Source organism: Aurantimonas sp. DM33-3, from assembly GCF_014334315.1.
GTDB lineage: Bacteria > Pseudomonadota > Alphaproteobacteria > Rhizobiales > Rhizobiaceae > Aurantimonas > Aurantimonas coralicida.
Map to the genome: position 1 here is coordinate 245,537 of NZ_JACSGS010000003.1, position 19,663 is coordinate 265,199.

General features: G+C 67.7%; 18 protein-coding genes. 12 read left to right on the plus strand and 6 right to left on the minus strand.

Annotated features, from left to right (window positions below; translation table 11 throughout):
* Positions 1–74: 74 nt before the first annotated feature.
* Entirely contained in the window at positions 75–986 is a 912-nt protein-coding gene (locus H9Q09_RS06165) for a class I fructose-bisphosphate aldolase (RefSeq protein WP_024349019.1), read from the minus strand.
* A 241-nt stretch (positions 987–1,227) separates the two neighbouring features.
* On the opposite strand from H9Q09_RS06165, the gene H9Q09_RS06170 reads away from it, so the two are divergent.
* From H9Q09_RS06170 to H9Q09_RS06205, 8 genes are all read left to right on the plus strand, one after another.
* Complete coding sequence (locus H9Q09_RS06170) at positions 1,228–1,647, plus strand: hypothetical protein (RefSeq protein WP_187390324.1); 420 nt, start codon at positions 1,228–1,230, stop codon at positions 1,645–1,647.
* Between the two features lie 154 nt (positions 1,648–1,801).
* A complete protein-coding gene (locus H9Q09_RS06175; RefSeq protein ID WP_187390325.1) occupies positions 1,802–3,355 on the plus strand; it encodes an ABC transporter substrate-binding protein in 1,554 nt (517 codons plus the stop codon).
* Positions 3,356–3,612: 257 nt separating this feature from the next.
* Positions 3,613–4,911: an imelysin family protein gene (locus H9Q09_RS06180; protein WP_210315237.1), complete on the plus strand. Its 1,299-nt coding sequence runs from the start codon at positions 3,613–3,615 to the stop codon at positions 4,909–4,911.
* Between the two features lie 146 nt (positions 4,912–5,057).
* A complete protein-coding gene (locus tag H9Q09_RS06185) occupies positions 5,058–6,587 on the plus strand; it encodes a di-heme oxidoredictase family protein (RefSeq protein WP_187390327.1) in 1,530 nt (509 codons plus the stop codon).
* Positions 6,584–7,705 (plus strand): imelysin family protein, encoded by a 1,122-nt coding sequence (locus tag H9Q09_RS06190; RefSeq protein WP_187390328.1) that lies wholly within the window; start codon positions 6,584–6,586, stop codon positions 7,703–7,705. Before H9Q09_RS06185 ends, H9Q09_RS06190 begins: the two co-directional genes overlap by 4 nt.
* A gap of 60 nt (positions 7,706–7,765) precedes the next feature.
* Positions 7,766–8,899: a DUF1513 domain-containing protein gene (locus tag H9Q09_RS06195; protein ID WP_187390329.1), complete on the plus strand. Its 1,134-nt coding sequence runs from the start codon at positions 7,766–7,768 to the stop codon at positions 8,897–8,899.
* Between the two features lie 41 nt (positions 8,900–8,940).
* Positions 8,941–9,522: an NAD(P)H-dependent oxidoreductase gene (locus H9Q09_RS06200; protein WP_187390330.1), complete on the plus strand. Its 582-nt coding sequence runs from the start codon at positions 8,941–8,943 to the stop codon at positions 9,520–9,522.
* Between the two features lie 64 nt (positions 9,523–9,586).
* A complete protein-coding gene (locus H9Q09_RS06205) occupies positions 9,587–10,219 on the plus strand; it encodes a glutathione S-transferase family protein (protein ID WP_187390331.1) in 633 nt (210 codons plus the stop codon).
* 6 nt (positions 10,220–10,225) lie between these two features.
* Here H9Q09_RS06205 and H9Q09_RS06210 read toward each other — a convergent pair whose 3' ends face one another.
* The 5 genes from H9Q09_RS06210 to H9Q09_RS06230 form a co-directional block, all read right to left on the minus strand.
* Positions 10,226–10,789, minus strand: a complete 564-nt coding sequence (locus tag H9Q09_RS06210) for a sarcosine oxidase subunit gamma (protein WP_187390332.1) — start codon at positions 10,787–10,789, stop codon at positions 10,226–10,228.
* Between the two features lie 61 nt (positions 10,790–10,850).
* Positions 10,851–13,832 carry a sarcosine oxidase subunit alpha family protein gene (locus H9Q09_RS06215; RefSeq protein ID WP_187390333.1) on the minus strand — a complete coding sequence of 994 codons (2,982 nt, stop codon included), beginning with the start codon at positions 13,830–13,832 and terminating at the stop codon, positions 10,851–10,853.
* A complete protein-coding gene (locus H9Q09_RS06220) occupies positions 13,829–14,206 on the minus strand; it encodes a sarcosine oxidase subunit delta (protein WP_187390334.1) in 378 nt (125 codons plus the stop codon). Before H9Q09_RS06220 ends, H9Q09_RS06215 begins: the two co-directional genes overlap by 4 nt.
* Positions 14,207–14,222: 16 nt before the next feature.
* Entirely contained in the window at positions 14,223–15,476 is a 1,254-nt protein-coding gene (locus H9Q09_RS06225) for a sarcosine oxidase subunit beta family protein (protein ID WP_187390335.1), read from the minus strand.
* Positions 15,477–15,686: 210 nt separating this feature from the next.
* Positions 15,687–16,616: a hypothetical protein gene (locus tag H9Q09_RS06230; RefSeq protein WP_187390336.1), complete on the minus strand. Its 930-nt coding sequence runs from the start codon at positions 16,614–16,616 to the stop codon at positions 15,687–15,689.
* Between the two features lie 231 nt (positions 16,617–16,847).
* On the opposite strand from H9Q09_RS06230, the gene H9Q09_RS06235 reads away from it, so the two are divergent.
* The 4 genes from H9Q09_RS06235 (at position 16,848) to H9Q09_RS06250 (ending at position 19,586) form a co-directional block, all read left to right on the plus strand.
* Positions 16,848–17,396 carry a DUF2380 domain-containing protein gene (locus tag H9Q09_RS06235; RefSeq protein WP_187390337.1) on the plus strand — a complete coding sequence of 183 codons (549 nt, stop codon included), beginning with the start codon at positions 16,848–16,850 and terminating at the stop codon, positions 17,394–17,396.
* A 150-nt stretch (positions 17,397–17,546) separates the two neighbouring features.
* Positions 17,547–17,771 (plus strand): 30S ribosomal protein S21, encoded by a 225-nt coding sequence (rpsU, locus tag H9Q09_RS06240; RefSeq protein WP_029702632.1) that lies wholly within the window; start codon positions 17,547–17,549, stop codon positions 17,769–17,771.
* A gap of 178 nt (positions 17,772–17,949) precedes the next feature.
* Positions 17,950–18,852, plus strand: a complete 903-nt coding sequence (locus H9Q09_RS06245; RefSeq protein WP_228238072.1) for a tetratricopeptide repeat protein — start codon at positions 17,950–17,952, stop codon at positions 18,850–18,852.
* Between the two features lie 176 nt (positions 18,853–19,028).
* Positions 19,029–19,586: a DUF992 domain-containing protein gene (locus H9Q09_RS06250; RefSeq protein WP_187390338.1), complete on the plus strand. Its 558-nt coding sequence runs from the start codon at positions 19,029–19,031 to the stop codon at positions 19,584–19,586.
* Positions 19,587–19,663 lie beyond the last annotated feature (77 nt).

Here is a 19,663-nt window from a genome sequence, read left to right on the forward strand (position 1 = left end):
ACGAACGCGCAGGTCCCGGAGGGCCCGGCAACTCCAATACCGGCGGCGCCTGTCCCGGCGCCGCCGGTATTGGGCTAGCGGTAGATGTCCATGACTTCGTTGAGAAGCGCCAGCGCCTCTTCCTTCGGGCGCTGGAAGGAGTTGCGGCCTATGATCGAGCCGTTGCCGCCGCCTTCGCGGATGGCACGCACTTCGTCGAGCAACTCGTCGGTGTTCTTCGCGGCGCCGCCGGAGAAGACCACGAGGCGCTTGCCGGCAAAGGCCGCCTGCATGATGTGGCGCACCCGCGCCGCGGCGGTGTCGCCGGGGATCTCGTACTTGTCGTAGACCGTCTTGGCCGCGTCGAGATCGAGATGGCTGGTCGGCAGCTTCACCTTGATGATCGTCGCACCCATCAGCGCCGCCATGTGGGCGGCATAGGCGATGATGTCGAGCGCGGTTTCGCCGTCCTTCGTCACCTTGCCGCCGCGCGGATACGACCACACCACCGTCATCAGGCCGCGCGACTTGGCCTCGTAGCTGATCTCGCGCAGTTCCTCGATCATGGCGTAGGAATTGTCGGCACCCGGATAGATCGTGAAGCCGACGCCGACGCAGCCGAGACGCATGGCGTCCTCGACCTTCGCCGTCACCGCCTGGTCGGCGCCGCCGACCAGCGAATTGCCGCTGTTCAGCTTCAGGATCAGCGGCACCTCGCCCGCGAAGGTGTCGGCGCCCTGCTCGAGCAGACCGAGCGGCGCGGCATAACCGGAAACACCGGCGTCGATGGCCAGCTGGTAGAGATAGTGCGGGTCGTAGCCGACGGGGTTCGGCGCGAAGCTGCGGGCCGGACCATGCTCGAAGCCCTGGTCGACCGGCAGGATCACGACGCGGCCGGTACCGGCCAGCTTGCCGTGCATCAAGAGGCGGGAGAGATTGCTTTTCAGGCCGGGCGTCTCGCCCTCGTACCAGGACAGGATCTCGCGGACGGTCTGCGTTCTTAGCATGTCTCTCCCCTTCGTGGCGCCGGCGGCCACCCTGGCCCACCGGTTGGTTCGTCATCCCTATTGATGACCCGGACGCGTGACGTCCAGTACCGGGCGCATGCTCGCCGGTATTAAAATCGGTTGAATAGCCGGCAGGGCCGATCGCGCCCGTTTCGAGCCGACTAAAGAAACCGGATCAGTGACTTCGGGGTATTGTCCGCGCAACGAAACGGTCGTTCGCGCGTTAACGGTTCGGAGGTCTGTGATGCTCGGTGTTTCTGCGTTCCCGCCTGGATTTGGTAGCGATGAATACATGATGTTCGCCTGCGGCGGCAGCGCGGCGCGGACGGATGCCGTCTCCGCCGATGTGCCCGCGACTGAAACGGCGCCATCCGCAGCGGCAGACCCGATCACGACCGCCGCGCATGAGGACGTCGTGCGCGAGCCCACCCATGTCGCAGAGCCGGTACATTACACACCGCAGGTCTGGGCGCAGGCCGAGCCGACACGGCAGCAGGTCCGGCTTGGCCGCCGGGGCTTCTACCTGGCCCGCTCGCAGCGCGACGATCTGGCGAGTGGCGCGGCCGTCGCCGACAACCGGATGACGAGCGTCATGATCCCGACGGCAGTGGTCGGAACCCTCCTCGCCATGGCCGGATATTTCTTCGACGTTCTCCTCTGAGCATTCCGCCCGGCCATGCCCGGGTACCTGCTCAAGGACAAAGACGCCCCAATCGGGCTGACGACACGCGCGGCGTCTCATTTCGGCCCGCCGGTTGATCCATAAGGCTGAATCAGCAACATCGCTTTTTCAGCCGATTGACCGGAGCAGTTTCATGAGATGGTTCGTCACCGTCCTCGCAGTCCTGTTGACTGTGTTCGCCGGACCGACCGCCGCGCAGACGTCCGACGAGACCCTCGTCGTCGGCCAGATCGCCGAGCCGAAATCGCTCGATCCGCAGACCGTGACGGCGACCAACGACTTCCGCATCCTCGTGAACGTCTTTGACGGGCTGGTGCGCTTCAAGCGCGGCACGCTCGAGGTCGAACCGGCGCTCGCGACCGACTGGACCGTGTCCGACGATCAGCTGACCTACACCTTCGATCTGCGCGAGGGGGTGACCTTCCACGACGGCACGCCGTTCGATGCGGAGGCGGTCAAGTTCACCTTCGACCGGATGCTCGACCCGGACCATCCGCAGCACGGCACGGGGCCCTTTCCCCTCGCCTTCTTCTTTTCCATGGTCGAGGCGGTCGAGACCCCCGATCGGATGACCGTGACGTTCCAGCTGAAGGAGCCGTTCGCGCCATTCCTGTCCAATCTGGCCTACCCGACCGGCCTGATCGTCTCCCCGTCGGCCGTTGCAGAAAGCGGCCAGGGCTTTGCCCGTGCGCCCGTCGGAACGGGAGCGTTCCGCTTCGCCGAATGGACACCGGACGAGGCTGTCACCCTTGCCCGCAACCCCGATTACTGGGATGGCGCGCCATCGATGGAGTCGGTCGTCTTCCGACCGATCCCGGACGCCGCCGCTCGTGCTTCCGACATGCTGTCGGGAGGTATCGACATCATGGCCGAGGTGCCGCCCGCGAGCCTCGCCGCCTTCCGCGACAACCCCAATTTCGTCGTCCACGAGGAAACCGGCCCGCATCTCTGGTTCCTGATCCTCAACACCAGGGAAGGCCCCTTCTCCGACAAGCGCGTTCGCCAGGCGGTCAACTACGCCATCGACAAGGAGAGCCTGATCGACGACGTCCTGCAGGGCACCGCGGACATCGCGGCAGGCCCCATTCCGCCCGCCTTCGACTGGGCCAATGACGGTTCCGTCCAGCCCTACCCGCACGATCCGGAGAAGGCGCGCGAGCTGATCCGGCAGGCCGGCGTCGAGGGCGCTTCCCTCACCTTCTACGTTGCCGAGGGCGGGTCCGGAATGCTCGATCCCGTGGCGATGGCCGAAGCCATCCAGGCCGATCTGAAGGCGGTCGGGCTCAATGCCCGGATCGAGACCTATGAGTGGAATACCTTTCTTTCCAACGTCAATCCGGGTCTCGCGGGCAAGGCCGACATGACCGAAATGGCGTGGATGACCAACGACCCCGACACCTTGCCCTTCCTGGCGCTGCGCAGCGATGCCATGCCGGAGACGGGCGGGTTCAATGCGGGTTATTACGCCAACGCCGAAGTCGATCGCCTGCTCGCCGAAGCCCGCCGGACGACAGATCCCGCAGCTCGCGGGGCCCTCTACAACCAGGTGCAGGCGATCATCCACGACGATGCGCCCTGGGCCTTCATCGCCAACTGGAAGCAGAACGCCGTCGCCACGACGGCGATCGAGAATTTCGACCTGGAGCCGAGCTTCCTCATGCTCCTGCGCGGCGTCTCCAAGGGCTAGCTTCACCGGCAACCGGCATCGGCGGGCGGCGCGCTCGCAGATGCCGGGCTCCATGCGCCCTCAGCCGACAAATGATCTACCGGGGCGCAAGCAAAACCAAGCAGATCGGATTCTTTGAACGACTCTAAACTGGACTTTAAGAGTTGACTTTACACCGCCCCAAGTTCTAGCCCGAAACGACAGTCACGGGCTGACGGCTCGCCCCTGGCAATTTGGCAGAAGCCGGACAGGCGTTCGGCCAGAACTGGAGCACGACCATGACCTCTCTCCGCCCGATGGCCCGAACCGGCCTCGCCGCCCTTTCCGGCGTCTTCCTGCTGGCGGCCGCCCCGTCGGCCCTCGCCGCCGACGGCGCACCGGACAAGGCCGCGGTTCTCGCGAACTATTCCGACATCGCGCTCGCCGGCTACCAGGATGCGCTGGCTGCGGCGAAGACGCTCGACGAGGCGACCGACGCCCTGATCGCCGACCCCAGCGAGGCGACCCTGAAGGCCGCCCGTGACGCATGGCGGGCTGCCCGGCCGAGCTATCAGGAGACCGAGGCCTTCCGCTTCGGCAATCCGATCGTCGACGACTGGGAAGGCCGCGTGAATGCCTGGCCGCTGGACGAGGGGCTGATCGACTACGTCGCCGGCACCTACGGCACCGAGTCCGACGCGAACAATCTCTACACCGCCAACGTCATCGCCAACCCGTCGATCACCATTGGCGGCGAGACCATCGACGCCTCGACCATCACCCCCGAACTCCTTCAGGACAAGCTACAGGAAGCCGGCGGCGTCGAGGCGAATGTCGCCACCGGCTACCATGCGGTCGAGTTCCTGCTCTGGGGCCAGGACCTGAACGGCACGGATGCCGGCGCCGGCGAGCGCCCGCACACCGATTTTGCCAGCGGCGACGACTGCACGGGCGGCAATTGCGACCGGCGCGGCCAGTATCTCGACGCGGCCACCGACCTGCTGGTCACCGACCTGGAAGAGATGGTCGGCAATTGGGAAGAAGACGGCGCGGCCCGCAAGGCTCTGCTCGATTCCCCGGAGAACGGCATTTCCGCGATCCTCACCGGCATGGGGTCCCTCTCCTACGGCGAACTGGCCGGCGAACGCATGAAGCTCGGCCTGCTGCTGCACGATCCGGAGGAGGAGCATGACTGCTTCTCCGACAACACCCACATCTCGCACCTCCACGACGCCATCGGCATTCGCAACGTCTATACCGGCCGCTACGAGCGCACGGACGGAACGATTGTCGAGGGCCCGTCCGTCTCCGACCTCGTTGCCGCCAGCGCGCCGGAGATCGATCAGGAACTGCGCGCCAAGCTCGACGCGACCGTGTCCGCGATGGAGACGATGGCCAAGGCGGCCGAGGACGGCGAGGCCTACGATCAGCAGATCGGTGAAGGCAACGACGAGGGCAACGCCCGCGTCCAGGCCGCGATCGACGGCCTGGTCGACCAGACCCGCGCCATCGAGCGCGCCGTCGCAGCGCTCGATCTGGGCAATGTCAGCATCGAGGGCTCCGACAGTCTGGACAACGTCAACGCCGTCTTCCAGTAAGCTCCAGCGCCACCTCCGGCGGCCCCAGGGTCCGTCGGAGGTGGCCTTGACCGCGCCGACGAGACCCTTCGCCACAGTGCGGCCGGCGCGATAATCGACAATACCGGGGCGCGGCGGGTTCGCCGCGTCGATATCGGGAGAGGCGAATGCGCTTCGCCGCAGGCATGGCAATCTTCGCGGCGGCGCTGACCGTGCCGCTGGCGCTTCCGATCGGCGCCGCCATCGGGCTGGACCGGCCGGTCCGCGATGACCTGACGCCGAAGAATCTGGCCCGTGTCCGGGCCGTCACGGCCCCGACCACCGACTTCACCAGACCGGAAGATTTCGAGGCGATGCCCGGAGGTGGCGCGACCTCGACCAAGCTCGTCAATCGCGATTCCTTCAGCCAGGTCTCGGCCAACCAGACCTTCGCCGGCGAAGACCGCTTCAAGCTGGGCAACGCCCTTTTCCGCAAGCTCTGGGTGTCCTCGCCCTCCTCGACCGAAGCATCCGACGGTCTCGGGCCGCTGTTCAATGCCCGCTCCTGCCAGAGCTGCCATATCAAGGACGGTCGCGGCCGCCCGCCCCGGCCCGGCGAAGACGCAGTCTCCATGTTCCTGCGCCTGTCCGTTCCGCCCTCGACGGAAGAAGAGCGCCGCAAGCTCGCCACGCACGAACTCAGCCGCATTCCCGAGCCAACCTATGGCGGCCAGTTCCAGACCTTCGCCACGCCGGGCCTGAAGCCCGAGGGCCGCGTCGTGATCGACTATGACGAGCGCGACGTCACCCTTGCCGACGGCACCAACGTCTCGCTGCGCCACCCGACCTATTCCGTCGCCGATCTCGCTTATGGGCCGATGGCCGGGAATGTCCTGATGTCGCCGCGGGTTGCCCCGCCGATGATCGGCCTCGGCCTCGTCGAGCAGATCGAGCCCGCCGACATCCTCGCCCGCGCCGACCCGAACGACGCCGATGGCGATGGCATTTCCGGCAAGCCGTCCATGGCGCGTGACCCGAAGACCGGCGAGCCGGTCCTCGCCCGCTTCGGCTGGAAGGCGACCATCCCAACCATAGAGACCCAGACGGCCGAAGCCTTTTCCGGCGACATCGGGATCTCGACACCGCTGGTCACCGATGCCTTCGGCGAATGCTCGATTGCCCAGACCGTCTGCCGAGACGCGCCCTCCGGCGTCCAGCCCCGCCTCGGCGAGGTGGAGGCGCCCGATCCGATCCTCGGGCTCGTTACCTTCTATTCGCAGAATCTTGCCGTCCCGGCCCGGCGCGACGTCGATGCGCCGGAGGTCCTGAAGGGCAAGAAGCTCTTCTACGATGCCGGCTGCGCCGCCTGTCACACCCCGAAATTCGTCACCTCGCGCAATGCCGAGGACAAGGCGCTGCGCTTCCAACTGATCTGGCCCTATTCCGACTTCCTGCTGCACGACATGGGCGAAGGCCTCGCTGACGGCCGCCCGGTGGGCGACGCGAACGGCAACGAATGGCGCACCCCACCCTTGTGGGGCATTGGGCTGACCGAGACCGTCAACGGCCACACGATGTTTCTGCACGACGGCCGCGCCCGCAATCTGACCGAAGCGATCCTGTGGCATGGCGGCGAAGGCCAGGCCGCGCGCGATGCCTATGCTGCGATGGACAAGGCCGACCGCGACGCGCTGCACGCTTTCCTGGAGTCCCTATGATCGCCTCTCTCTCCCGTCGCGCGCTTGTCGGCCTTGCGCTCCTGCTTGCCGCTGGCACGGCCTCGCACGGCCAGGAGGACGGCACGGCCGAGCCGTCCCGCGCGACGGAGGCCGAGAAACTGGCGGTCGTCGCCAGTGCCATCGACGGCTTCATCCGGCCCGGCTATGCGCAGTTCCACGATCACGCCACGGCAGCTGCGAACGCCTTGGATAGTCTCTGCAGCGAACCGGGCGACACCGCGCTGCAGGACGCGCGCGACCGCTTCACCGATCTCGCGACGAGCTGGTCGCGCATTGAGTTCGTCCGCTTCGGCCCGGCAATGGACGACAACCGGCTGGAGAAAATCCTGTTCTTCCCCGACCGCCGCGGCATCGCCCTCCGCCAGATCCAGGGCATTCTCGGCAGCGAGGACGAGACAGCGACCACGCAGGCGCGCCTCGCCGGCAAGTCGGTCGCCGTTCAGGGGCTGGGCGCGCTGGAATTCGTCCTGCACGGGACGGATGCCGAGACGCTCGCCACGGATCGGGGCGGCTTTCGCTGCGTCTACGGCCGCGCCATCGCCCGCAACCTCGCCTCCATCGCCGACGAACTCGATGCCGCCTGGTCCGAGGATGCCGGCATCGCCGCCCGCCTGACGGCGCCGGACGCCGCCGATCCGGCCTGGCGCAGCGCCGAGGATTCGCTGCAGGAGATCGTCGGCATCTTCATCCATGGCCTCGAGGCGATCCGCGACCTGCGGCTGCGCCCGGCAATGGGCGAAAGCGCCGAGGCAGCGAAGCCCAATCTCTTCCTGTTCCGTCGCTCCGAACTCGCGCTGGCGTCCCTGCGCGCCAATTTCGCCGGCATGAACGACCTCTTCGCCGCATCGAAGCTCGCTGGCCTCCTGCCCGATCCGCAGGCCTATCTGGAGGATTCGATCCTGTTCGAATTCGCCAACGCCGACCGCACCCTGTCCGAACTCGCGCCGCCGCTGACGCAGGTCGCGCGCGAACCCGACAAGCGCCAGGGGCTGACCTATCTCCTGATCGTCATCGACAGCCTGCAGAGCCAGTTTGCCGAACAGGTCTCGCCCATTCTCGGCCTGTCGGCCGGCTTCTCGGCCCTCGACGGCGACTGAGAGGCGGCCGCCCCGAACCAACGCAGGCGCGGCCCATGGGCAGGCGCCGGGAATTGTCCGATGTCCTTTCGTCCGCATCCCGCCAGCCGCGGCATCCTTCTCGACCGCCGGCGCTTTCTCGCAGGTGCCGGAGCCGCCTTCGTCGGGGGCCTGTCCGCCCATTCCGCGGCAGCGCTTGAGCGAGCCGACGCCCTGTTCGGCGCCTCCTGCCGGCGGCCGGACGGCAGCTATGGCTGCGCGATCTTTTCCGAGCGCGGCGAGATCGTCTCGACGGTCTCCCTGCCGGACCGCGGCCACGACGTGGCCTATGATCCCGTCCGTCGCCGCGCGGTGGTCTTCGCCCGCCGCCCGCGCACCTTCGCCATCGTCTTCGATCCCGTCAGCGGAGAGACACTCCAGACCCTGACCTCGGTCGACCGCCGGCATTTCTTCGGCCACGGCTTCTTCTCGCCCGACGGCGCGCTGATGTACGCCACCGAAAACGACTACGACGCCGCCCACGGCGTGATCGGCGTCTACGACGTCGCAGCCGGCTACCGGCGTATCGGCGAGTTCGATTCCCACGGCATGGACACCCACGAGGCGCTGCTGATGCCCGACGGCGAGACCATCGTCGTCGCCAATGGCGGCATCGAGACCCATCCCGATTACGGCCGGCAGATGCTGAACATCGCCACCATGGAGCCGTCCATCGCCTTCATCGACCGGCAAAGCGGCGACCTTCTCGACAAGCAGTTGTTGCCTTCGCATCTGCACAAGCTGTCGCTGCATCACATCGCCGTCGATGCGCGAAACCGGGTGTGGTTCGGCGGCCAGTACCAGGGCGCGTCCGGCGACGCGCCGCCGCTGGTGGGCATTGCCGAGGCCGGCCGGCCGCTGGCCCTCACCGCCATGCCGGAGACCGATCTCGCCGGCCTCGGCAATTATATCGGCTCGGTCGCCACCAGCCGCGACGGCGCCCGCGTTGCGGTCTCCTCGCCGGTCGGCAATACGATGCTGATCCTCGAGGCCGCCACGGGCGACATCCTCTCCCGCCATGCCCTGCGCGACGGCTGCGGCCTCGCCCCGGACGGTTTAGGCTTCATGGCGACCAGCGGCGCCGGCGACATCGTCCGGCTCGAAGACGACGACAGCCCGACCCGGGCTGACCTCGAATGGGACAACCACATCCTGGCGCTTGACGCGGTGGGCTGACCCGGCGGACGATCACCCTCCGCACTCAAGGAGGTCCGTCCATGTCCCTGCTCGTTCCCGTCATTCTCGGCTCGGTTCGCACCGAGCGGCAGGGCATCAAGGCGGCGAAATTCGTCATCGCGAAGCTGCGCGAACGCGGGCATGAACCGGTGCTGGTCGACCCGATGGAACTCGACCTGCCGCTCCTCGACAGGATGTACAAGGAATATCCGCGCGGCGAGGCACCTGAGAAGCTGGAGCGGCTGGCCGACCTCTATCGGCGGGCCGATGGCTTCGTGGTCGTCAGCGCCGAATACAACCAGTCGGTCCCGCCGGCGCTGAAGAACACGCTCGACTATTTTCTCGAGGAGTATTTCTGGCGCCCTTCGACGATCGTCTCCTATTCCGCCGGCCGGTTCGGCGGTGTCAGGGCGGCGATCGCGTTGCGCCCGATCCTCGCGGAAATGGGCATGCCCAGCCTGCCGTCGATCCTCGCCATTCCCTCGATCGGCAAGTCGCTGGGCGAGGACGGCGCCGCCACGGAGGACTGGATCGACCGCTCGGCGGCGAAATGGCTCGACGAATTCGAATGGTACGCCACGGCGCTGAAGGCCAAGCGCGACGCCGACGGCACCCCGTCCTGAGCCAGGCTGGCGGTAACTTCCCCTCGTCATCGCACTCTGCCATGATCGCCCCGGATGCAGGGCCATGGTCGGGAGACGCACGATGCCGGGTCGGCTGACATTCTACCACAATCCACGCAGCCGGGCCGCGATGGTGCGCTGGATGCTTGAGGAAGTCGGCGCCGAGCACGAGATCGTGCCGATCGATTTCGAGGCGGGCGACAATCGCCGCCCGGACTTCCTGACAATCAATCCCATGGGCAAGATCCCTGCGCTGGTGCTGGACGACGGCACGGTGATCACCGAGACGCCTGCCATCATCGCCTGGCTCGCCGATGCCTATCCCGCCGCCGGCCTCGCGCCCCGCCAGGACCGCCCCGAGCGCGGCAGCTATTATCGCTGGCTGTTCTTCGGCGGAAGCTGCTTCGAACCGGCCCTGACCGAGACGATGATGCGCAAGGACGCCGTACCCCTGTCGAAATCCACCGTCGGGTGGGGCTGCTACAACGACGTGATCGACACGCTGGAGGCCGCTTTGTCGCGCGGCCCCTACCTCATGGGTGAGCATTTCACCGCCGCCGATCTCTATATCGGCGCGCAATTGAACTGGGCGGGCATGATCGGCGCACCCCGCATCGGCGACAGCACGCCCATCCAGGCCTATGTCGAGCGCGTCATCGACCGCGACGCCTTCCGGCGGTCGATGCGCCCCCTCTGACCCGTCTCATACCGCCGGAGCCCGGCTCGCTTCGGCGAGGAACGTCCAGACATAATCGGCGAAGGAACGCCAGCACTCGATCTCGAAGCGCTGTTCGCCGGTCCGCCACAGAACGATCTCCGCCTTCGACAGCACCGTGCGGCTGCAGGCCCCGACGGGAAAGCTGACCGGCCGGATATCCTGCGGACAGCCGGCGGCAACGACCGCTTCGGCGGCCGGCCCGTCGACCACGATCGCGACATTGCGATGGGAAATATCGACCACGGCAATGCCGGAGACGGTGACGAGCGCCTCCGCCAGGGGCCCATCCGACGCGGCGAGGGATTCCGCCGCCTCGCTCTCGTCGAGGATCAGCCATTCGTCCGGTCCGAGCCAGAGCGCCGATACGCCGCCCTGGGGGGCGCTCGTCTTCGGCCGCACGGGCAGTTCCAGGCCGAGCGCGGTACCGGCGACGCCGACGGCATCGCTCCTTGCCCGCAGGATCAGACGGCGGCGTGGCGCGGCCGGAACCAGCGTCACGCCGGGCCCGCTGGCCTGGCGACCGTCGAGCGGCGAGAGCCGCCGTGGCATGTCGCCGGTCCTGCCGGCCCCATGCGCCGGCGTTGCCCCCTTCGGTCCGTTCGCCTGCGCATCAACCATGCAGCCGCTCCCCGTCCGGATCGAAGAACACCGGCTCCGTCACTTCCACCGCGATCGTCTCCGTCGGCATGGGCACGTAGAGGGTCTGGCCCACCAGCCTGCGCCCGTCCTTGACCATCGCCAGCGCGATGGACCGCCCCAGCGTCTGCGAGCGATAGGCCGAGGTCACATGCCCGAGCATGGTCATCGGCACGCGCTGGTTTGGGTCGGCAACGAGTTGCGCCCCCTCTTCCAGAACCGTAAGCGGATTGGCGGTCTTCAGCCCGACGAGCTGCTTGCGGCCCGGTGCCGACAAATCCGGCCGCTCCAGCCCGCGCTTGCCGACGAAATCCGCCTTCTTGCGCGACACCGCCCATGCCATGCCGGCATCGGCCGGCGTCACTGTCCCATCCGTCTCCTGGCCGACGATGATGTAGCCTTTCTCGGCCCGCAGCACATGCATGGCCTCGGTGCCGTAGGGCTCGACGCCCAGGCTGCGTCCTCGTTCGCGCAGCGCATCCCAGACGCTGCGACCGTAATCCGATGGCACGTTGATCTCGAAGCCGAGTTCGCCGGTGAAGGACACGCGGAACAGCCGGCAGGGCAGCCCCATGAAGCGGCATTCGGCGACTGACATATGCGTGAAGGCGTCCGACCCGACGTCCAGTCCCTCGACGAATGGCGCGATCAGGTCCCGCGCCCGCGGCCCCTGCACGGCGATCACCGCCCATTGCTCGCTGACCGAGCTGGTCCAGACCGCCATCTCGGGGAATTCGGTCTGGCGGTAATCCTCCATGAGGTTGAGCACGCGCGGCGCACCGCCCGTCGTCGTGGTCACGTGGAAACGGTCCTCGGCGATCTTCGCAACGATGCCGTCGTCGATCATGAAGCCGGCCTCGTTCAGCATCAGCGCATAGCGGCACTTGCCCACGGCGAGCCGCGACAGCGGCGTCGCATACATCAGATCGAGGAATGCTCCCGCATCGGGACCGACCAGCTCGATCTTGCCGAGCGTCGAGGCATCGAAGAGCCCCGCGGCCTCGCGCACCGCGCGGCATTCGCGGTCCACCGCCGCGTGCTTGTCGGCCCCGCGCGGGAAGTACCAGGCGCGCTTCCACATGCCGACATCCTCGAACACCGCGCCGTCTGCCGCCGCGCTCTCGTGGATCGGCGTCTGCCGGGTCGGATCGAACAGCGCCCCCTGCGCGAAGCCCGCAATGGTGCCGAAAGACACCGGCGTGAAGGGCGCGCGAAAGGTGGTCAGCCCCACCTCGGGCATTGGCCGGCTGAGTGCCTCCGCCGCAACGCCCAGGCCGTGGATGTTCGACGTCTTGCCCTGGTCGGTCGCCATACCGGTAGTGGTGAAGCGCTTGATATGCTCGACCGACCGGAAACCCTCGGCGACCGCAAGACGGATGTCGCGGGCCGTCACGTCGTTCTGGAAGTCGACGAAGGCCTTCACGGCCTTGCCGGGTCCGGCCGCCGGCGTCGCCCCGGCCATGCCGCCACCGAATCCGGCGGCACCGTCGACCGTCACCGGCTCCGCCGCAGCATCATCACCGCCAGCAGCGGCGCGCCCCGCGCCCCGCGCGCTCGCAATGGTTTCGGCGAGATCGAACTGGCCGGCAGCCGCGCCGACGCTGACGCAGGCTTGGACCGGCTCGGAGGGCACATAGGCCTGCAGGTCGGCGTCGAAGGCGAGCTTGCCACGCGATTGCGAGAACAGATGCACCGACGGTGTGAAGCCGCCCGACATCAGCAGCGCATCGCAGTCGAAGCTGCGATTGTCGTGCCCCGAGCGCAGTTCCTCGATGGTGATCCCGCGGATCCTGCGCCGGCCGCGCACGCTCTTCACGCCATAGCCGCAGAGCACCTCGATGCCCGCAGCCCGCGCTGCGCCCACGAGACCCGGCCCCGGTTCGTCGCGCAGATCGACGATGGCCGGCACGTCCACACCGGCGCGTTTCAGATCCAGCGCCGTGGCATAGGCGGCATCATGGGCGGTGAAGACGCAGATTCGCTGGCCCACCGCGACGCCGTAATGGTTGAGATAGAGCCGCGCCGCACCCGCCAGCATGATCCCCGGTCGGTCGTTGTCCGGAAACACCAGCGGCCGCTCGAACGAACCGGTCGCCAACACCACCTGTTTCGCCCGCACCTGCCACAGCCGCTCGCGCGGCAGGGCGGGGTCCGGCTGCGCCAGATGCTCGGTCACCTGTTCGCAGAGCGCGACCATGTTGTGATTGTAGTAGCCGAAGGCGGTGGTGCGGGGCATCACCCGCACATTCGGCATCGCGCCGAGCCGGGCCACCGCATCGGCGACCCAGTCCATTGCCGGCACGCCGTCGATCGTCGTGCCGCTTTCGGCCCGCAGCCAGCCGCCGAAACCGGCATTCTCGTCGCAGATCAGGACGCTTGCCCCGCTCGCGCCCGCCTCGAGCGCCGCGGCAAGACCCGCCACGCCCCCGCCCGCGACAAGCACATCCACATGCGCGAAGCGATTGGCGTAGGTGTCGGTATCGGGCGCATCCGGCGCCCGGCCAAGCCCAGCAGCGGCCCGGATATAGGGCTCGTAGACCCGGTGCCAGAAGGTCTTCGGCCACATGAAGGTCTTGTAGTAGAAGCCCGCCGTCAGGAAGCGCGAGAACAGCCCGTTGACGGCGCCGACATCGAAATCGAGCGACGGCCAGCGATTCTGGCTGACGGCTTCCAGCCCGTCATGGAGCGGCTGCATGGTGGCGCGGATATTGGGCGTGCGCCGCGCCGCGTCGCGGCGGATCTCGACCAGCGCATTGGGCTCTTCCGGCCCCGAACCGACGATGCCGCGCGGCCGGTGATATTTGAACGAGCGGCCGGTCAGATGGATGCCGTTCGCCAGCAGCGCCGAGGCGAGCGTATCGCCTTCGCGGCCCGCATAGCGCTGGCCGTCGAAGCTGAAGGCAATGCGCCGGGCATTGCCGAGACGGCTGGCCTCGGGAAGTCGCCGCGACGTCATCGGCCCGCCTCCCCGCCATCGACATTGAGACCGTCGGCCCCGACAGTCGCCGGCGTGGCGCCCGCGCCAAGCGGGTCGAGCGCAAGGCCATCCTCGGCGGCAATGTCCGGCTTCGGCTCGCCGGCCTTGTAGAATGCAAGAAACCGGTCGGACACGGAATGCCGGGCGGCGTTGAAGAAGCGGCCGCAGCCATGCACATGCCGCCAGCGCTCGAACACCACGCCGCGCGTGTTGGTGCGCAGATAAAGGGATTCCGCGACCGCCCGTCCGGCGTCGAGCTCCGCAGAGGGCCGCGCGATATGCGCCTCGCCGGCATGGCGGAACTCCGGTTCCGGCCGGTCGTCCTCGCAATAGGGGCAGTGGATCAGCAGCATCGTCCGCCTTTCCGCGCTAGTGGGCGACGGCGGCCGCGGCCGCCTCGTCGATGAAGCGCCCTGTCTCGAAGCGGTCGAGGCTGAAGGCGGCATTGATGGGACGCGGCTCGTCGCGGGCGATCGTGTGGGCGAAGACATGACCCGAGCCCGGCGTCGCCTTGAAGCCGCCGGTGCCCCAGCCGCAATTGACGTAAAGCCCCGGGACGGGCGTCTTCGACAGGATCGGCGAGCGGTCCGGCGTCACGTCGACGATGCCGCCCCAGGTCCGCAGCATCCGCATGCGCCGGAAGATCGGGAACATCTCGGCGATCGCGTCGAGCGTGTGGTTGAAGATCGAGAGGCTGCCGGTCTGCGAATAGGACGGATACTGGTCGGTGCCCGCCCCGATCACCAGTTCGCCCTTGTCCGACTGGGAGACATAGGCGTGGACGGTGTTGGACATCACCACGCAGGGAAAGCACGGCTTCACCGGCTCGGAGACCACCGCCTGCAGCGGGAAGCTCTCGATCGGCATGCGCACGCCGGCCATCTCCATGACGACGGAGGTGTTGCCCGCCGCCACGACGCCGACCTTGCGGGCGCCGATGAAACCGCGCGAGGTCTCGACGCCCGCCACACGGCCGTCGGCGCTGCGCCGGATGCCGGTCACCGTGGTGTTCTGGAGGACATGCACGCCGCGGGCCGAGGCCGCGCGGGCATAGCCCCAGGCGACGGCGTCATGCCGGGCGGTGCCGCCGCGCCGCTGCAGCGCGCCGCCGATCACCGGATAGCGCGTGTTCGCCGAGATGTTCAGCGGCGGGCAATAGGCCTTGCACTCGTCCGGCGTCAGCCATTCGTTGTCGACGCCGTTCAGCCGGTTGGCGTGAATGTGGCGCTGGGCGCCCTGCCGGTCGTGCTCGTTGTGCGACAGCATCAGGACGCCGCGCGGCGAGAACATGACGTTGTAGTTGAGGTCCTGGGAAAGGCCCTCCCACAGATTCACCGCGTGGTCGTAGAGCGCGGCGGATTCGTCATAGAGATAGTTGGAGCGGATGATCGTGGTGTTGCGGCCGGTGTTGCCGCCGCCGAGCCAGCCCTTCTCGATCACCGCTATATCGGTGATGCCGTGCTCCTTGGCGAGATAATAGGCCGTGGCCAGCCCATGGCCGCCGGCGCCGACGATGACCACGTCGTAGGTCTTGCGCGGTTCGGGCGAGGCCCATTGTTCGGTCCAGCCGGAATGGCCGCGCATCGCTTCGCGTGCCAGCGCAAAGGCCGAAAATCGTCGCATAATTCGCCCCGCATCCGAATGGCGCACGATCGAGGACACCGCCCGCCCGTCAGGTGTAGCGCCGCCCTGCCCGCTGGAGCAATGGCCGCGCTCCCCATGTCTAGCGGGGATCGCGCCGCACCATGCTCAGATTGCGACGGGCAGTGACGCAGCGACGAAATGCCGGCGGCGACGGCGCGGGGTCCGCGATCGCCGCCGGCCCTTGCGCTCTTACATCACCGGTCGGCGGGACCGGCCGACAAAACCACCGGCCGCGCCGACCAGCAGGCCCAGCAGCAATGCGACGAAGGCACCGAAGGAGGCGGAGGACACCACCTGCGCCGCCTCGGCCGCCGCACGCCGGGCATCGCGCTGCGCCTCGTCGAAGCGCTGCTGGAACGCCTGCAGCCGCTGGCGCGCCTGCGCCGTCGGGATGCCCGCTCCGTCGGCGATGGCCTGCACGGCGGCCGTGCGCTCGTCGGACGTCGCATCTTCGGCAAGTCCGGCGGCGATCGTCGTCACCGCGCCCGCAAGATCGGCGGACCCGGCCTGCGCAGCGGAACTCGCATCATTCGCCTCGCCGTCGCCCGCCACGCCGTCTTCGCCGTCAGGCCCTGCGGCGTCAGCTGTCGGCTGCGGGGCCGGGGCGGCCGAGGCGCGATCGAGAAGCTGCGCAACTTCGCGGCGGATCGGATCGGGCAGGCCCGAATCCGATTGCGGTGCTGCCGTGGCGGCCGCCTGGGTCAAGCCCTGGATCGAACTGCCGATCGCACCGAAGGCGCCGCCCACCACGGCCGAGGCACCGCTGGTCAGGAGAAACACCACCACCAGCGTAGAGGTCGCCCAGGTGATGACGCCGTGCAGAACCGCATCGGTTCGAGAGACGCTGCCCGACAGGCGACCGGCGGCATAGGCGCCGACGAACAGGCCGATCAGGACGACCGCGATGGTCCACAGCCCCCCGGCGGACAGGAGCGCACCGGCATCCCCGGCAGCGGCAGCCTCGATGCTGGACAGGCCGATGCCCAGCCCCAGGAGGCCGAGCATGAATTGCAGCGCCATCGCCAGCAGCGAACCGGCGACGATCGCCCCCCAGGAGATGCGCGGCAAGGCCTGTGCAGAGGCCGAAGCCATTGTTCGCTCGCGTCGAATGTCACTCATGTTATGTTGTGTCCCGCTCAGGTGGCCTAGGGTCAGTTTCGCGACCCTAGGCAATTTTGCACTGCACTTGAAGCAGCGAAGGCTGCGCGGGCGCATATACTCTTGGTGGATACGATATCCATCGTGAAATCGCGATTGCCTGTGGGCCCCTGTGCTGGGGGCGGACATGGCGAGACCGATACAACATGGCCGGGACACCGGCGGGTGGGCGAACGGACGGAGGAACCAGGAATGACCGGATTTCCACGCAAGCTCGCCATCGGCGTCGCCGCCGGCCTCATCGCCGCATCGGCCACGGGACCTGCCGCAGCGAACAGCGATACGCCCCGTATCGCGCTCGCCAACATCTACTATCTCGATACGTCCGGCGAGCCGGGCGACAGGGCGGCGGAACATGCCGCCCGGATCGCCCTGTTCGAGTCGAAACTCGGCGAGGGCCTCGCCGACCGCGCTGCCTACGAGGTCGTCGCGCTGACCTGCGGCCAGCCCGAATGCAGCGTCGGCACGCTCAGTGTCGAAAAGGCGGTCGAGGCCGCCGCGGCGCTCGAGGTGGACTATCTCCTGCTCGGCGCCGTCCAGAAGGTCTCGACGCTCGTCGGCATGGGCCGCGTCGACATCATCGACATCGCGGATCGCAGGGACGTCTTCAGCCGCGTCCTCTCGTTTCGCGGTGACACCGACGAGGCCTTCGTCAGGGTCGCCGACTTCGTGGTGACGAATGTCTCTCAGGCCGACTTCGATGCCGCCGGGCCCGGCCCCGCCAGCGCTGCGAACCGCTGACGCCATTCGGCACGGCCAGTGTGGCCGGACGACCTCGACAAGAAGGCGATCTTCTGCTATCGGCCAGCGCGCTTCGAAGCAACAGGCTCCGCGGCACAGCTTTTCTCGTCCCTATACGGCCCGTCCACACTTCAGAAACGGAACACCCCTGTGCAGGTAGTTGTACGCGACAACAACGTCGACCAAGCGCTTCGCGCGCTCAAGAAGAAGATGCAGCGCGAAGGAATCTTCCGCGAAATGAAGATGCGCGGCGCGTTCGAGAAGCCCTCCGAGAGGCGGGCTCGGGAGAAGGCCGAGGCGGTCCGCCGCAGCCGCAAGCTGGCCCGCAAGCAGGCACAGCGCGAAGGCCTGCTGGCCGGCGGCCGCGTTCACTAAGCAGCCGTAATTTCGACCGTTTTGGCGATTCAAGTGCGGCGGCCGGCCTCCGGCCGCCGCCTTTCGTCGTTTGCGGCGCAACCGCATGCATGGCATAGGACAATTCGGTTTGCCGTCGCGCGGGCGAGCGCCCCAGGCGATCCGAACGTCGAACCGTCTCTTGAGGAACAGTCCGTCGATGCCGCAGCTTTCCCACCCGATCGCCCTTCACCCGGCCGACCATTGCGCGCCGCATGAACCTGCCGGTCGCGCGGCTGGACTTCTGCGGGCCACCGCGGCGCTCGGGCTGATCGCGATTCTTTCCGCCTGCCAGACCGCCGACGGCCCCGCCGTGACCGCGATCGCGCTCGACCAGAACCAGGGACTCGAGCAGAACCTCGCCTCGCTCAGCCAGACGGTGGACGCCAATCCGCGCGACCCCGAAGCCTACAATGTGCGCGGCACCGCCTATGGCCGCGCCGGCAACTACAAGGCCGCGATCGCCGATTTCACCATGGCGTTGCAGCTCGACCCGAATTTCCATCAGGCCTATGCCAACCGCGCGCTGGTCTACCGCCAGACCAACGAGCCGCTGAAGGCCGTCGAGGACTACAACGCCGCCCTGCGGATCAATCCGAACTACGATTCCGCCTATATCGGCCGCGGCAACGTCTACCGCGTGGCCGGTCGCAACCGCGAGGCGCTGGCCGACTTCCAGCGCGCCATCGACCTAAACACCACAGACCCGCGCGCCTATCACAATCGCGGCCTGCTCTATCAGAAGGACGGCCAGCACAAGCAGGCGATCGAGGACTTCTCGACGGCGATCTCGCTGCAGGCCAACGCCTCGGAGCCCTATTCGGGACGCGGCGTCTCCTATCTCGCTCTCGGCGACGAGGAGAACGCCTTCACCGACTTCAACACCGCCCTGAAGCTCGACGACACCAAGGCCGAGTACTGGACCAACCAGGCGCTGGTCTATGAGCGTCGCGGCGAGACCAAGCGCGCCTTCCAGTCCTATGCGCGCGGCGCGCAGATCGACCCGAAATACGTTCCGGCCAAGGACGGCATGGCCCGCACGCGCGGCGGCAACGCCGCCTGATCATTGCTGAGCCCGGTCGCGCAAGCGGTCGGGCCGGCTCTCCCCGGCGATCGGGAGAGCGTCCGTGACCTCCGCGATCACGGCCATTTCAAAATGACATCATCCGTCACGGAACAGGAAGGCTTCTGCGCGGTTCTCCCCGGCGAACGGGACAGAACAATGCAAGGAATGCCCTTATGATTTCCAGAATTTCGAGCCTCGCCATCGCAGCCACGCTCGCCGCGGCACCGTTCGCCGCTACCTCCGCTCAGGCGGCAGAAGTGAAGGCCGGCGTGCTCGGCTGCCACAGCGACGGCGCGACGGGCTTCATCGTCGGATCCTCCGAGGACCTGGTCTGCGAGTTCACGCCGGCCGGTGACGGCCCGGTCGAGCTCTATGCCGCGACCCTCGACACCTTCGGCCTCGATGTCGGCGTCACCGGCCGCACGGTCATGACCTGGGCCGTCGTCACGGCCGACGGCTACACCTACCAGCCGAACGGCCTCCAGGGCACCTATGTCGGCGCGACGGCAGATGCCTCGGCTATCGTGGGCGGGGGTGCCAACGTGCTGGTCGGCGGCGCGCAGGACAGCTACTCGCTGCAGCCGGTCAGCGTCCAGGCGCAGGAAGGCATCAACGCCGCCATCGGCGTGTCGAAGTTCACCCTGACGCCGGCTGAGCCCGTCGTCACCGAGCCGGCCACGGTCGCGGTTCCGGCCGTTCCGGCAGGCCCGGGCGAAGTCCGCCCGAAGTAAGCCGGCCGACCCACGGTCCAGAAACGGAAAAGGCCCTGCCGGCATCGCCGGCAGGGCCTTTTCACATGGGCAGAGCG